The organism is Nitrospirillum amazonense (genome assembly GCF_007828045.1).
GTDB lineage: Bacteria > Pseudomonadota > Alphaproteobacteria > Azospirillales > Azospirillaceae > Nitrospirillum > Nitrospirillum amazonense_C.
This window is the reverse complement of record NZ_VITN01000005.1, coordinates 49,158-62,991: the sequence shown is the minus strand read 5'-3', so window position 1 is coordinate 62,991 and position 13,834 is coordinate 49,158. Positions and strand designations below refer to the sequence as shown.

The 13,834-nt window shown below is 68.5% G+C and carries 17 protein-coding genes; 11 read left to right on the top strand and 6 right to left on the bottom strand.

The features are described from left to right. Positions 1-8: 8 nt before the first annotated feature. From FBZ89_RS10035 to FBZ89_RS10025, 3 genes are read right to left on the bottom strand one after another with little or no spacing between them, the layout of a single operon-like run. Entirely contained in the window at positions 9-314 is a 306-nt protein-coding gene (locus FBZ89_RS10035) for a type II toxin-antitoxin system TacA family antitoxin (RefSeq protein WP_211115179.1), read from the bottom strand. Positions 315-368: 54 nt separating this feature from the next. Then, the gene (locus FBZ89_RS10030; RefSeq protein ID WP_145749861.1) at positions 369-2,186 is read right to left on the bottom strand and encodes an ATP-binding cassette domain-containing protein; all 1,818 of its coding nucleotides are present in this window, start codon (positions 2,184-2,186) and stop codon (positions 369-371) included. A 26-nt stretch (positions 2,187-2,212) separates the two neighbouring features. Continuing rightward, positions 2,213-3,100, bottom strand: a complete 888-nt coding sequence (locus FBZ89_RS10025; protein WP_342780601.1) for a TerB family tellurite resistance protein — start codon at positions 3,098-3,100, stop codon at positions 2,213-2,215. Positions 3,101-3,345: 245 nt separating this feature from the next. On the opposite strand from FBZ89_RS10025, the gene FBZ89_RS10020 reads away from it, so the two are divergent. The 7 genes from FBZ89_RS10020 (at position 3,346) to FBZ89_RS09990 (ending at position 7,378) form a co-directional block, all read left to right on the top strand. Then, positions 3,346-4,383 (top strand): AIM24 family protein, encoded by a 1,038-nt coding sequence (locus FBZ89_RS10020; protein WP_145749860.1) that lies wholly within the window; start codon positions 3,346-3,348, stop codon positions 4,381-4,383. Positions 4,384-4,444: 61 nt separating this feature from the next. Further along, a complete protein-coding gene (gene fumC, locus FBZ89_RS10015; RefSeq protein WP_145749859.1) occupies positions 4,445-5,836 on the top strand; it encodes a class II fumarate hydratase in 1,392 nt (463 codons plus the stop codon). An 18-nt stretch (positions 5,837-5,854) separates the two neighbouring features. Beyond that, on the top strand, positions 5,855-6,190 hold the full coding sequence (locus FBZ89_RS10010; RefSeq protein ID WP_145749858.1) for a plasmid mobilization protein: 336 nt from the start codon (positions 5,855-5,857) through the stop codon (positions 6,188-6,190). Further along, positions 6,187-6,396, top strand: a complete 210-nt coding sequence (locus tag FBZ89_RS10005) for a hypothetical protein (protein ID WP_145749857.1) — start codon at positions 6,187-6,189, stop codon at positions 6,394-6,396. The genes FBZ89_RS10010 and FBZ89_RS10005 overlap by 4 nt, the downstream gene beginning before the upstream one ends. An 83-nt stretch (positions 6,397-6,479) precedes the next feature. After that, a complete protein-coding gene (locus tag FBZ89_RS10000) occupies positions 6,480-6,710 on the top strand; it encodes a hypothetical protein (protein ID WP_145749856.1) in 231 nt (76 codons plus the stop codon). Positions 6,711-6,754: 44 nt separating this feature from the next. Beyond that, a complete protein-coding gene (locus tag FBZ89_RS31895) occupies positions 6,755-6,949 on the top strand; it encodes a type II toxin-antitoxin system HicA family toxin (RefSeq protein WP_281292013.1) in 195 nt (64 codons plus the stop codon). 21 nt (positions 6,950-6,970) lie between these two features. Further along, on the top strand, positions 6,971-7,378 hold the full coding sequence (locus tag FBZ89_RS09990) for a type II toxin-antitoxin system HicB family antitoxin (protein ID WP_145749855.1): 408 nt from the start codon (positions 6,971-6,973) through the stop codon (positions 7,376-7,378). A 3-nt stretch (positions 7,379-7,381) separates the two neighbouring features. Here FBZ89_RS09990 and bioD read toward each other — a convergent pair whose 3' ends face one another. Both bioD and FBZ89_RS09980 read right to left on the bottom strand, forming a co-directional pair. Further along, positions 7,382-8,080 (bottom strand): dethiobiotin synthase, encoded by a 699-nt coding sequence (gene bioD / locus FBZ89_RS09985; protein ID WP_145749854.1) that lies wholly within the window; start codon positions 8,078-8,080, stop codon positions 7,382-7,384. Beyond that, positions 8,077-9,258, bottom strand: coding sequence for an aminotransferase class I/II-fold pyridoxal phosphate-dependent enzyme (locus FBZ89_RS09980; protein WP_145749853.1), 1,182 nt, complete (start codon positions 9,256-9,258; stop codon positions 8,077-8,079). The genes bioD and FBZ89_RS09980 overlap by 4 nt, the downstream gene beginning before the upstream one ends. Positions 9,259-9,473: 215 nt before the next feature. Here FBZ89_RS09980 and bioB point away from each other — a divergent pair, with 215 nt between their 5' ends. From bioB to FBZ89_RS09965, 3 genes are read left to right on the top strand one after another with little or no spacing between them, the layout of a single operon-like run. After that, on the top strand, positions 9,474-10,547 hold the full coding sequence (bioB, locus tag FBZ89_RS09975; RefSeq protein WP_425465954.1) for a biotin synthase BioB: 1,074 nt from the start codon (positions 9,474-9,476) through the stop codon (positions 10,545-10,547). A gap of 2 nt (positions 10,548-10,549) precedes the next feature. Then, on the top strand, positions 10,550-11,860 hold the full coding sequence (locus tag FBZ89_RS09970; protein WP_145749852.1) for an adenosylmethionine--8-amino-7-oxononanoate transaminase: 1,311 nt from the start codon (positions 10,550-10,552) through the stop codon (positions 11,858-11,860). Continuing rightward, complete coding sequence (locus tag FBZ89_RS09965; RefSeq protein WP_145749851.1) at positions 11,857-12,072, top strand: ribbon-helix-helix domain-containing protein; 216 nt, start codon at positions 11,857-11,859, stop codon at positions 12,070-12,072. The genes FBZ89_RS09970 and FBZ89_RS09965 overlap by 4 nt, the downstream gene beginning before the upstream one ends. Here FBZ89_RS09965 and FBZ89_RS09960 read toward each other — a convergent pair whose 3' ends face one another. Continuing rightward, positions 12,073-12,897, bottom strand: coding sequence for a helix-turn-helix transcriptional regulator (locus FBZ89_RS09960; protein WP_145749850.1), 825 nt, complete (start codon positions 12,895-12,897; stop codon positions 12,073-12,075). It lies immediately after the preceding gene. Between the two features lie 137 nt (positions 12,898-13,034). Here FBZ89_RS09960 and FBZ89_RS09955 point away from each other — a divergent pair, with 137 nt between their 5' ends. After that, entirely contained in the window at positions 13,035-13,829 is a 795-nt protein-coding gene (locus tag FBZ89_RS09955) for a class I SAM-dependent methyltransferase (RefSeq protein ID WP_145749849.1), read from the top strand. Positions 13,830-13,834 lie beyond the last annotated feature (5 nt).

Sequence of the window (13,834 nt, the reverse complement as noted above, 5' to 3'; positions counted from 1 at the left end):
GCCGACCGTCAGGCGCCGGTGGCGTCACGATACCGGCGAATCGTATCGCGCAGCCGGTCATTCACCGGCTGCGGCTTACTGAGCGCTTCGACGAAGGCCTGGCTGTCCCGGACAGACAATTCCAGGCGTTGATGTTCGTCGATGGCGCGTCGAGCGGCATCCTGCACGCTGGCCAGGACGAAATCGGTGATCGACCGGCCCTGCAGTGCCGCCGCGCGCTCAATCAGGTCTTTCTGCTCGGCGGTAATGCGCGCCTCCAGCCGTTCGCTGCGGGCACGGCGCTGAGGGGCATCTGTCGCGGATTGGGCCATCATATCCTCCGTGCCTACACTGTACGGCCATTGGCCGGGCAACGCAAAGGAAGACCCTCACGCGCCGTTCTCCAGCTCCTCCTTCAGGGCCTCCAGTTCCAGCCAGCGCTCTTCGGCGGCGGCCAGGTCCTGGTGGGCCTTGTCCAGGTCGGTGGAGCCCTTCTGGAAGGCCGCCGGGTCGCGGGCGTAGAGGGTGGCATCGGTCAGCTTGGCCTCCAGCTTCTTCACCTGATCGCCCAGCCTGTCCATCAGGGCCGGCAGCTGGTCCAGCTCCCGCTGTTCCTTGTAGCCCAGCTTACGCTTGGCCTTCGGGGCTTCCGCCGCCCTGGGGGTGTCCGCCGACTTGGACATGCCACCCGTGACCGGCGTGCGGGCCGGGCGTTGGGTCAGGTAGTCGCTGTAGCCGCCGGCATATTCCGCCACCACGCCGTCGCCCTCGACCGCGATGGTGGAGGTGACCAGCCGGTCCAGGAAGTCACGATCGTGGCTGACCAGCAGCAGGGTGCCGGGATAGTCGCTCAAGACCTCTTCCAGCAGGTCCAGCGTGTCCATGTCCAGGTCGTTGGTCGGTTCGTCCAGCACCATCAGGTTGCTGGGCTGGGCGAACAGCTTGGCCAGCAGCAGGCGGTTGCGCTCGCCCCCCGAAAGCGCCCGGGTCGGCTGTTCCAGCATGCCGCCGTCGAACAGGAAGTCCCGCATGTAGGAGGCGACGTGGCGCGGCGTGCCGCCCACCACCACGCTGTCGCCGCCGAAGGGCAGCAGCACCTGGCGGATGGTCTGGTTGGGGTCCAGCTGCGCCCGGCGCTGGTCGAACACCACCGTTTCCAGGTTGGTGCCGAGACGGATGGTGCCGCTGTCGGGCGCCAGTTCCCCCATCAGCATCTTCAGGATGGTGGTCTTGCCCGCGCCGTTGGGGCCGATCAGGCCTACCCGATCGCCGCGCAGGATGCGGGTGGAGAAGTCGCGGGCGATGATTCGGGTGTTGCCTTCCGCATCCTGGAAGCTCTTGGCGACGTTGGTCGCCTCGATCACCAGCCGGCCGGAGTTCTCGGCGTCCGACACCGCCAGCTTCACCTGGCCCTGGCGGTTGCGGTCCGCCCGCTCCTTGCGCAGGCCGTGCAGGGCCCGGACGCGGCCCATGTTGCGGGTGCGCCGGGCGCTGATACCCTCGCGCAGCCACTTCATCTCCACCGCGATCTTGCGGTCCAGCTTGGCGTAGGCCAGGTCCTCGGCCGCGAACACCTCGTCCCGCCAGGCTTCAAACTCGGCGAAGGGGCGCTCGGTTTCGCGCATGGTGCCCCGGTCCAGCCACATCGTCTTGCGCGCCAGATTGTTCAGGAAGGCGCGGTCGTGGCTGATCAGCAGCAGCCCGCCGCGGAAGGCCTGCAGCGCCTTTTCCAGATACTCGATGGTGGGCAGGTCCAGGTGGTTGGTCGGCTCGTCCATCAGCAGGACATCGGGGTCGCTGACCAGGGCCTGGGCGATGGCGGCGCGGCGCGCCTCGCCGCCCGACAGGGTGGCGGCCGCGCGGTCGCCGGGCAGGGTCAGCTCATCCAGCACCGCCTGCACGCGATAGGGCGCGTCCTCGACCAGGCCGGCGCTGACGAAGTCCGCCACCGTGGCGTGGCCGCTGAAGTCCGGTTCCTGATGCAGGTAGCCGATGCGGGCACCCGGCTGGATGTAGCGTTCGCCCTTGTCCAGGTCGACGACGCCGGCCAGGGCCTTCAGCAAGGTGGACTTGCCGCTGCCGTTGCGGCCGACCAGGGCGATCTTGTCCCCCCGGCCGATGGCGACGTCCACGCCCTCGAACAGGATGGTGGCGCCCAGGGTGATGTGGGCGTTCTTCAGGGCGACGATGGGCGGGGTGGGGGCCATGGAAGCGATAAGCTCTGGGGTACGGGTTACTGGTGCGGACCGGCGGGCGCACCGGCCCGCTGGCTCTGAATCTTGTCATAGGCGGCGTTCAGCGCGGCCGTCTTCTGGGTGGCGACGTCCACGAACTCCGCCGGCAGGCCCTGGGCCATGACGGTGTCCGGATGGTTGTCGCGCAAGGCCTGGCGCCAGGCCAGCTTGATTTCCGCATCGCTGGCGGTACGGGGCACGCCCAGCACGGCATAGGGATCATCCAACGGATCCTCATACCCGCAGGCGGCGCCACCGTGGATGCGGCGGATGCCCTCGAATGTCGCTTCGGAAATGCCGAAGATGCGGGCGACGCCGGCCAGGAAGGTCAGCTCCGCCGGGTGCAGGCTGCCATCGGCGGTGGCGATGTGGAACAGGCAGCCCAGCAAATCCTCCAGCACTGTCGGCCGGTCCCGGAACATGCCGGCCAGCTGGCGGGCGTAAGGTTCGAACCCGGCGCTGTCGCGCTTGGCCAGGTCGAAGATGCGGCCGACATTCCGCGCTTCCTCCGCCGGGATTTGGAACACGCGCTTGAAGGCGTCGATTTCCGCCCGGTCCACCACGCCGTCGGCCTTGGCCATCTTGGCGCCCAGGACGATGACGCCGATGGTGAAGGCCATGCTGCGGGTCTGATCGGGCTGGCCGTCCGGACCCGGGGGTGCCGGCGGCTGCGACGCCCAGGCATCGGCGGCATGGCCGGCGGCCACGCCCAGCAGTGCGCCCAAGGGACCGCCCACGGCGAAGCCCGCGACACCCCCCACCACCTTGCCCCAGATGCTCATCGCTTTCAGCCTCGGCCACAGCCGGCCCCACCGGAAGCGGGGGGCCGGGCCGCACCATAGCTGCCCCATCCATTCCCGCCAATGCCCCGAACCGACCGTGATCATGATGCGCGTCCTTCAGCAGGGAAGGACCGGCACAGGCCGGCCCTATTGGAAAGACGCCCTGGCCGGGGGAATATTCCCCAAGGCGCCGTCATGGCGCGACCCCGCGGCAAAGGGGCCAGATGGCCGGGCGGGAATGGGGCCAGCGCTGGTGAGGGCGGCACCATCTTGGTAAAAGGGGGCGATACCAAGGGCCGGTCCGCGGGGGACACGAACGGCCCGGTTGAACAGAGAAGGGGTGCGTTGCCATGACGGAATGGTTCTTCCACAACGGTCAGCAGCAGGCGGGCCCGCTGGATGACGCGGCAGCGCGCAACTTCGCCCGCGCCAATCCGGGCGCCCATTGCTGGCGGGAGGGCTTCACCGACTGGCTGCCCGTGGGCCAGGTGGCGGAGCTGTATGGCGGCACCGCCTCGTCCCCGCCGCCACCGCCCCCGCCGGGCGGCGGCATCTGGGGCGCCTTCGCCGGCGGTGGCAACCCGTTCACCCCGCCGCCGCCCGGCCCGGCCAGCGCCCTGGACTACACCATCCATGGCCATGAGATGCAGTATGTGGCGGTGAGCCTGGCACCCGGCGAGAGCGCCATCGCCGAGGCGGGCGCCCTGCTGTACAAGGACGCCAGCGTGGACATGAACACCATCTTCGGTGACGGTTCCAGCCGCGACGGCGGCAGCGTGCTGGACCAGCTGTGGGGGGCGGGCAAGCGCGTGCTCTCCGGCTCCACCCTGTTCACCACCGTCTTCACCCAGCGCGGTGGCGGCCCGGGCACGGTGGCCTTTTCCGCGCCCTATCCCGGCACCATTTCCGCCCTTAAGCTGGCCGACTACGGCGGGCGCCTGATCTGCCACAAGGACAGCTTCCTGGCGGCGGCGCGCGGCGTCGCCATCGGCATCTATTTCCAGCGCCGCATCCTGACCGGGCTGTTCGGCGGCGATGGCTTCATCATGCAGAAGCTGGAAGGCGACGGCATCGTCTTCATCCACATGGGCGGCACGCTGGTGGAACGCACACTGCAGCCGGGGGAGGTCATCCACGTGGACACGGGCTGCCTGGCCGCCATGACCGCCGACATCGATTTCGATGTGGAGCAGGTGGGCGGCATCAAGTCCATGCTGTTCGGCGGCGAGGGCCTGTTCTTCGCCCGGCTGCGCGGCCCCGGCAAGGTGTGGCTGCAAAGCCTGCCCTTCTCCCGCCTGGCCGGCCGCATGTTGGCCTCCTCCCTGGTGGGAACCCGGGAAGAGGGGGGTGTGTTTGGCGCCATAGGCAACATCCTCGACAAGCGCTGACATGGCGGGTCCCGAGGGGACTTGGGTAAACTCCGCCCCACACAGCCTGGAGAGCATTCCCATGAGCGCAACCCGTACCGAAACCGACAGCTTCGGCCCGTTGGAGGTACCGTCCGACCGCTACTGGGGCGCCCAGACCCAGCGGTCCCTGGGCAACTTCAAGATCGGGGGGGAGCGCATGCCGCCGGCCCTGGTCCACGCCCTGGGCATCCAGAAGCAGGCGGCGGCCCAGGCCAACGTGAAGCTGGGTGAGCTGGACGAGGCGCTGGGCCGCGCCATCATCCAGGCGGCGGCGGAGGTGGCGGCCGGCAAGCTGGACGACCACTTCCCCCTGGTGGTGTGGCAGACCGGTTCCGGCACCCAGACCAACATGAACGCCAACGAGGTCATCTCCAACCGCGCCATCGAATTGCTGGGTGGGGAGATGGGATCCAAGAAGCCGGTGCACCCCAACGACCATGTGAACCGGGGCCAGTCGTCCAACGACAGCTTCCCCACCGCCATGCACATCGCGGCGGCGGTGGAACTGCACCGCACCCTGGTGCCGGCGCTGGAGCATCTGCGCGACGCCCTGGCCGCCAAGGCCGACGCGTTCAAGGGCATCGTCAAGATCGGCCGCACCCACCTGCAGGACGCGACACCCCTGACCCTGGGCCAGGAATTCTCCGGCTACGCCCAGCAGCTGGCCTATGGGGTGGAGCGGGTGAAGGCGGCGCTGCCGGCGCTGCTGCGCCTGGCCCAGGGCGGCACGGCGGTGGGCACGGGCCTGAACGCCAAGAAGGGCTTCGATGTCGCCTTCGCGGCCGAGGTGGCGGACCTGACCGGCCTGCCCTTCGTCACCGCGCCCAACAAGTTCGAGGCGCTGGCGACCCATGACAGCCTGGTGGAGGTGTCGGGCGTCCTGAACACCCTGGCGGCCTCGCTCATGAAGGTGGCCAACGACATCCGCCTGCTGGGCTCCGGCCCCCGCTGCGGCATCGGGGAGCTGAGCCTGCCGGAGAACGAGCCCGGCAGTTCCATCATGCCCGGCAAGGTCAACCCGACGCAGTCCGAGGCCATGACCATGGTGTGCGCCCAGGTGATGGGCAACCACACCACCGTCACCATCGCCGGCGCCACCGGCCATTTCGAGCTGAACGTCTTCAAGCCCGTCATCATCTACAACGTCGCCCAATCCATCCGCCTGCTGGCGGACGCCGCCGTCAGCTTTACCGACAATTGCGTGGTGGGCATCACGGCGAACGAGGACCGCATCGCCAAGTCGCTGCACGAAAGCCTCATGCTGGTGACGGCCCTGAACCCGCACATCGGCTATGACAAGGCCGCCAAGATCGCCAAGAAGGCCCATGCCGAAGGCACCACCCTGAAGGCCGCCGGCCTGGTCCTGGGCTTCCTGACCGAGGCGGAGTTCGACGCCTGGGTGAGGCCGGAGGACATGATCCACCCCAGTTGAGCGCGCTTGCGGAGGAAGATGATCACCTCATTATCATGTGCAGGTTATGATAATGAGGTGATCCATGCTGTGAGCGGGCAGGAACTGGCGACGGAAAGAGTCACCACACTCATGACGCCGCCTGAGAAAGCCAACCTGGAGGCTAAGGCTCGCAAGGTGGGCGTGTCGGTGGGGGAGTTCGTGCGGCGGTCGGTTGACGCGTTCGATCCTGAGGAAGCGACATTGCTCACCCAGTTGGCGGCGCTGGCGGCGGAATTGGATCGCAGCAATCGGGATGCGTCGGCGGCCCTGGACAAGGCGTTGGCGGACATTGAATTGACTCGCCAACAGTTACGCGCTGAGACCCGCGCATGAGCACGCTCAAGGATATTTTGAACGGTCTCAAGACGACCATCGAATTGAACAGCAAGGTCGTCTCGGTAAGCACGGCGGTTCCCGAGTTGACCAAGGATATGCGGGACCTCGACCGTCGCCAGGTGCGTGTTGAGACGATTATTGAGATCGCCCGCCCGGATGGGGCGGCGCTGCGTATCGCGAAGCCGGCCTCTGGGACTGAATAGCAAATTCCCCTTGCTAGAATTCCTGTTCTGTGCCTTGATTGTTCCCAGTTTGTTCTTTCGCATTGTCAGCGATGGAGGACGATATGGCCGGCGCGTTTCAATGGGGGCATCTGGACCAGGGAAGCATCGTGGCCGACATGGCCACCGCCGTGGCGGTCTACGCCAACCCCCGGGATGAGATCGTCATCCGCCGCCAGGGCGGTTTCGATGCCGAGGATGATGTGGTGGTTGTGCCGCTCAAGGTGGCCGAAGCCCTGCTGCGCCGCATGGAAAACCTGATCCGTGAGATCAGGGCGGAGACGGCGCTGAGCTGAGGTTTAATCCGCTTCGGCGTTTTCCCTGTCCCACCTTCCAGTCGGTGTGTATCATACACATAAGAAGCGCCGACCTCATTCGGGAGTTGCAAGCGGCGGGTTGGGTATTGGATCGGGTGCGGGGATCGCATCACATTTTCAAATACCCGCACCGCCCGGGCACTGTTGTGGTGCCGCACCCCAAGAAGGATTTGGGCATGGGCTTGGTCGCCGCCATCCGCAAGCAAGCGGTGCTGTGACGCCCAACGTCGGAGGACAGGATGCGGTATCCCGTAGTGATCGAGCCGGGTGATGAGGCCACCGCCTATGGCGTGGTCGTTCCCGATCTGCCCGGCTGTTTCTCCGCTGGCGATACTCTGGATGAGGCGCTGGAGGCAGCGGCGGAAGCGGCCGCCGCCTGGCTGGACGCCACGCTGGATGAGGGGGGGGCTGTTCCATCCGCCTCTCCCCTGGAGGCGCTACGGGCCAACCCCGACTATGCCGGCTGGATATTCGCCATGATCGAGGTCGATCCCGCCCTGTTGGATGACAAGGTGGAACGGGTGAACATCACCTTGCCGCGCCGCATCCTGCGCCGCCTGGACAACTTGGCCAAGGCGGCGGGGGAAACCCGGTCCGGCTATATATCTTCCCTGACCTTGCGGGACGCGGGGCGCAAGAGCGCCTGATCCTCACAGCCCCAACGTCGCCAGCAGCGCGTCGAACGCTGCGTCCGCCTCTTCCACCCGGTCCACCCTCGGCACCGCCGCCAGCGGGATGCCGGGGGCGAAGCGGGTCAGGGTGGCCAGGGTTTCGGCCATGGGCACGGTGGCGCCGGGGGTGGCGCTGACGGCGATGGCGGCGACTTTCAGGCCCCGGCGGGCCAGCACGTCCAGGGCGGTCAGCGTGTGGCTGAGGGTGCCGAGATAGCTGCCGGTGACCAAGAGGAGGGGCAGGTCCAGCGCCACCATCCAGTCCAGCACCGTGCGGCTGTCGTCCAGCGGCACCATGGCGCCGCCCACGCCCTCCACGAACAGCGGGGCGGCGGCGAAGGCCGCCTTTTCCCGGCACCATTCGATCATGCCGTCCACATCCAGGGGACGGCCCTCGCGCGCCGCCGCCATGTCGGGCGACAGGGGGGCGGCGTAGCGGTGCGGGCTGACGCGTGCCACCTCGGCGGGTGTTACCGGGCGGCCCATGGCGGCCAGCAGCTGGGCGGGGTCGCTGGCCGCCAGGCTGGCGGCGTCCTCCACATCGATGCCGCTGACCACCGGTTTAAGGGCGGCGGCGGCGATGCCCTTGGCGCGCAGGCGGCGCACCAGGCCGGATGTCACGAAGGTCTTGCCGATGTCGGTGCCGGTGGCGGTGACGAAGAAGGCGGGGACGGTCATTCGAGGTTCTCGACACATTGAAGCGGCAGGATGCGGTCGCGGATCAGGCCGGCCAGGCGCTCGATCTCCGTATCCGGCGTGCGGGCGGTGAAGGTGACGCGCAGGCGGGCGGTGCCGTCCGGCACGGTGGGCGGGCGGATGGCGGTGACCAGCAGGCCCTCCTCCTCCAGCAGGCGCTGGGCCCGCAAGGTCACTTCGGCGCCGCCCAGCACGATGGGCACGATGGGGCTTTCGGCGGCGGGCAGGTTCAACAGGGTGGTGAACCGCCGGGCCTTGGCCACGGGCAGGGCGCACAGGCCGGGGTCACCCTGGATGATGTCCAGCGCCGCGATGGCGCCCGCCACCGTGGCGGGGGGCAGGCCGGTGGAATAGATCAGCGTGCGGGCGCGGGTCTTCACCAGGTCGATGACCGCCTGGGACGCGCAGAGATAGCCGCCATAGCCGCCCACCGCCTTGCTCAAGGTGCCCATCTGCAGCGGTACCAGCGGCTTGTCGCCAAAGGCGAAGCTGGAACCCCGGCCCTGGGCCAGCACGCCGATACCGTGGGCATCGTCGGTCATCAGCCAGGTGTCGTGCCGCTCGCACAGGCTGGCCAGGGCGGGCAGGGGGGCGAGATCCCCGTCCATGGAAAAGACGCCGTCCGTCACCAGCAGGGCGCGGCCGTGGCGGGGCCGGTAGGTGGCCAGCACCTGGGCGGCATGGTCCACGTCGTTATGGCGGAAGACGCGCAGGGTGGCGCCGGACAGCTTGGCGCCCGCCCAGATGCAGGCGTGCGCCAACTCATCCACCACCACCAGATCCTTAGGCCCCACGAAGGTGGGAATGATGCCGGCGTTGGCCAGATAGCCGGAGCCGAAGACGCAGGCCGCCTCCGTCCCCTTCAGGGCCGCCAGCTTCTGCTCCAGCACGGTATAGAGCGGGTGGTTGCCGGTCACCAAGCGTGAGGCGGCAGCCCCCACGCCGTACCGCTCCACCGCCGCCACGGCCGCCGCCTTCACCCGAGGGTCGTGGGCCAGGTTCAGGTAATCGTTGCAGGAAAAGGACAGCAGGCGCCGGCCGCCGCGCGTGATCCAAAGGCCGCCGTCGCCGTCCCGGTCGCTCTCCACCAGTCGGCGGCGCAGCGAGGCGGCGTCCATCTCGGCCAGCTTGGCCTCGGCGAATTCGGTCAGGGACTGCATGGGCGGGCCATTGATTGAGAAGGTCGGCCGGAGCTTAGCCGCAAGAGTCCGCGATACGCGTGCGAAAGTGCGGCGCCTGGGTTGCGGCCCAAAGCCATCGGCGTGGGGTCCAGTTTTTCTTGACCGGTCCCCGCCGCTGCCGTTAGGTGCGGGCTGGCCTGGAGCTTCGGCCCGGCCCCGGTATTCCCCCCGGTATTCCCCAAGGAAACGCACCCGTGACCGCCATCGACATCAGCCGCCCCGCCGCCTTCGCCCCGGTTTTGGATAGCGACGACGTGCGCACCGACTGGACGCGCGCCGAGATCCAGGCGCTGTTCGACCTGCCCTTCACCGAGCTGGTGTTCCGGGCCGCCGCCGTGCATCGCCGCCGCTTCGACCCCACCCAGGTCCAGATCTCCACCCTGCTGTCCATCAAGACCGGTGGCTGCCCGGAGGACTGCGGCTATTGCTCGCAGAGCGCGCACCATGAGACGGGCCTGAAGGCGTCCAAGCTTATGGAGGTGCGGAAGGTGCTGGCCGAGGCCAAGGCCGCCAAGGACGCTGGCGCCACCCGCTTCTGCATGGGGGCCGCCTGGCGCAGCCCCAAGGACCAGGATCTGGAATCGGTCTGCGCCATGGTTGAGGGTGTGAAGGCGCTGGGCATGGAATCCTGCGTCACGCTGGGCATGCTGAACGCCGGCCAGGCCCTGCGGCTGAAGGAAGCGGGCCTGGACTATTACAACCACAACATCGACACCTCGCCCGAGTATTACGGCAACGTCATCACCACCCGCACCTACCAGGATCGGCTGGACACCCTGGCCAACGTGCGTGAGGCCGGCATCAACGTCTGCTGCGGCGGCATCGTCGGCATGGGGGAGGATCTGACCGACCGCGTGGGCATGATCCACACGCTGGCCACCCTGCCGCAGCATCCCGAAAGCGTGCCGATCAACATGCTGATGAAGGTGGACGGCACCCCTTTGGGCGGCAAGGACGCGTTGGATGCGATCGATTTCGTGCGCACCATCGCCGTGGCCCGCATCACCATGCCGGCCTCCATGGTCCGCCTGTCGGCCGGCCGCGAGGGCATGAGCGATGAGACCCAGGCCCTGTGCTTCCTGGCCGGCGCCAATTCCATCTTCTATGGGCCCAAGCTGCTGACCACCGCCAACCCGTTGGCGGACCATGACAAGCGGCTGCTGGCCCGCCTGGGCATGACCACCATGGACATTGTGGAAGAGGGCGGCACCGATGAGGACCATGCCCACCACGCTGAGGATGGCTGCTCCGGGGCGTGCGGCCACTGATCATGGCTAATCCTGAATCGTTTCCCGTCCGGAATGAGGGTCGGAACGATTGGTTTCAGAAGGGCGGACGGCATATCTGGCTGCCCTATACCCAGATGAAGACGGCGCTGCCGCCCCTGCCCGTGGTGGCGACGGAGGGGGTGCGCCTGACCCTGGCCGATGGCCGGCGCTTGGTGGATGGGGTGGCCAGCTGGTGGACGGCCTGCCACGGCTACAACCACCCCCACATCCGCGAAAAGGTGGCTGAACAGCTGGCGCGCATGCCGCACGTCATGTTCGGCGGCCTGGCGCATGAGCCCGCCTATACCCTGGCCACGCGCTTGGCCGCGCTGCTGCCCGGCGACCTGAACCGCGTGTTCTTCTGCGACAGCGGTTCCGTCTCCGTCGAGATCGCCATGAAGATGGCGACGCAATATTGGCTGAACCGGGGCGTGCCCGGCCGCACCAAGCTGGCGGCTTTCCGTGGCGGCTATCACGGCGACACCATCGCCACCATGGCGGTGTGCGACCCGGAGGAGGGCATGCACAGCCTGTTCTCAGGATTGCTGCCCGAACACCTTATCCTGGACCTGCCGGTGGATGAGGAATCCACGGCGCGGTTTGAGCGCGACCTGGCCCAGCATGCCCACACCCTGTCCGCCATCCTGGTGGAACCGCTGGTGCAGGGGGCGGGGGGCATGCTGTTCCATGACGCCCAGGTGCTGCGCACCTTGCGCGCCGCCGCCGACCGCCACGGCTTGCTGCTGATCTTCGATGAGATCTTCACCGGCTTCGGCCGCACCGGCACAATGGTCGCGTGCCAGGCCGCCGGGGTGGTGCCGGACATCATCACCCTGTCCAAGGCCCTGACCGGCGGCACCATGGCCCTGGCCGCCACCGTGGCCAGCGACCGTGTGTTCCAGGCCTTCTGGTCGGACAACGCCCAGGCGGCGCTGATGCACGGCCCCACCTACATGGCCAACCCCCTGGCCTGCGCCGCCGCCAACGCCTCCCTCGACCTGTTCGAGAGCGAGCCCCGGCTGGCCCAGGTGGCCGCGATCTCGCAGGGCCTGGCGGCGGGCCTGGAGCCCTGCCGCGACCTGCCCGGCGTGACGGACGTGCGTACCCTGGGCGCCATCGGCGTGGTGGAGCTGGAGCGCATCGCCGACATGAACGGCCTGAAGCGGCGCTTGATCGACCGGGGCGTCTGGGTCCGGCCCTTCGGCCGCATCGTCTACCTTACCCCGTCCTACACCATGGACGCCGACGACCTGGCCTTCCTCACCCGGGCCGTGGTCGACGCCGTGACCGAGCATCAGCGAGCCACCGCATGACCTTGCGCAAGCGTTCCGTCCTGATCGCCGGCCACCCCACCAGCGTGACGCTGGAGGAGCCGTTCTGGGAAACGCTGAAGGACATGGCTGTGGCCCGCGGGCTGTCGATCAATGCCCTGGTGGAGGAGATCGACGGCAACCGCGACGGCAACCTGTCCAGCGCGCTGCGCGTCGCGGCGCTCTTGTGGGTGAAGGCGCGAGTCCCGGCCTGATCAGCCGGCCGGCACCCCCGTGGGCACCCCCGTGGGCACCAACGTCACCAGCTTCACATCCGCCTGTCCCGCCAGGGTGAAGGTCAGTTGCTCATAACGCAGGGGGCCGTCGGCCGGGTGGTGGAAGGCGCGCTCGCCACCGGCCCGGGCGGTGACGGCGTGGGCGTGCCAGAGGTCGGCGAACAGGGGGCTGCGCTGGTTGAGGTCCGCCACCAGCGCCCGCATTCCGGGATCATTCAGGTGGTGGCTGTAATCCACCCGAAACTCCGCCACCACCCGCCGCGCCCGCTCCGTCCAATCGGGGATCAGGGCCTGGGCGGCGGGGTTCAGGAACAGATAGCGCAGCTGGTTGCGGTCGTTCCCCTGGTCCGGCGGGGTCAGCCAGCCGGTGAACAGGCGCGCGGCGGCGGCGTTCCAGGCCAGGGCGTTCCAGGTTCGGCCCAGCAGATAAGCGGGGTGGGTGATGCCCCGCACCAGGGCGTCCAGCGCCGCCGGCACCGGCGCGTCATCCCCGGTGGCGGCCCCGTCCGGGTCGCGCTTGCCCGCCAGGTCGAACAGATAGGCGCGTTCCGCCGCCGACAGGCGCAGGGCTACCGCCAGGCGGGCCAGGGCGCCGGGGGAGATGGAGACATCGCGGCCCTGCTCGATCCAGGTGTACCAAGTGACGCTGACCCCGCTCAGCTGCGCCAGCTCCTCCCGCCGCAGGCCCGGCGTGCGGCGGCGGGGGCCGGGCGCCAGGCCCAGGGCCGCCGGCGACAGCCGCTCCCTTTGCGCCCGCACAAACTCCCCCAACTCGCGCCGTTTCGAGGTGTCCAGGATGTCCATGGGCGTGGGCCTTAAAGTAAGGTGGTAGCGGCTGATACCAGTATAAACCCGGATCTGGTACCAGTTTAAGGCGCTGTCATCCTGCCGTTCCGCCCCGCCGAACCGGGGGCAGTCTTGACCAAGAAACGGAGTAGGGAATGATCACCCAGCACGCACCTCAAACGGTTGGGGGCCGCGACCAGGAATCGCTGGTGGCCGGCCAATTCGGGCCGCAGGCCGCCGCCTATGTCGCCAGCGCCGTCCACGCCCAGGGGGAGGATTTGCGGCAGCTGGCCGACCTGGTGGTGGGCAAGGGCTACAAGACGGTCCTGGACTTGGGCTGTGGCGGCGGACACGTCGCCTTCACCGTGGCGCCGCATGTGGGCCAGGTGGTCGCCTGCGACCTATCGTCCGACATGCTGGCCGCCGTGGCGGCGGAGGCCGGACGGCGGGGCCTGGCCAATATCGAGACGCGGGTGGGCCGTGCCGATGCCGTGCCGGCCGATGACGCCGACTTCTGCGCCGTGGTCAGCCGCTACAGCGCCCACCACTGGCCGGACTTGCCGGCGGGCCTGAGGGAGGCGCGGCGGGTGGTGAAGCCGGGCGGCGTCGCCGTCTTCATGGATGTGGTGACGCCGGGCCAGCCGCTGCTGGACACCTTCCTGCAAAGCATCGAGCTGCTGCGCGACCCGTCGCATGTCCGCAATTACTCGGTGGCGGAATGGCGGACAGCACTGGTGGGGGCGGGCTTCCGTATCACCAGCGTGACGCAGCGGCGCCTGCGCCTGGAGTTCGCCAGCTGGGTCGCGCGCATGAGCCCGCCGGACAGCCATGTGGCGGCCATCCGGTCCCTGCAGGGGCGCATGGCGGACGCCGTCACGGGGCATTTCGCCATCGAGGCCGATGGCACCTTCACCCTGGACACGGCGACCTTCGAGGCTGTACCGGTTTAGGGCCC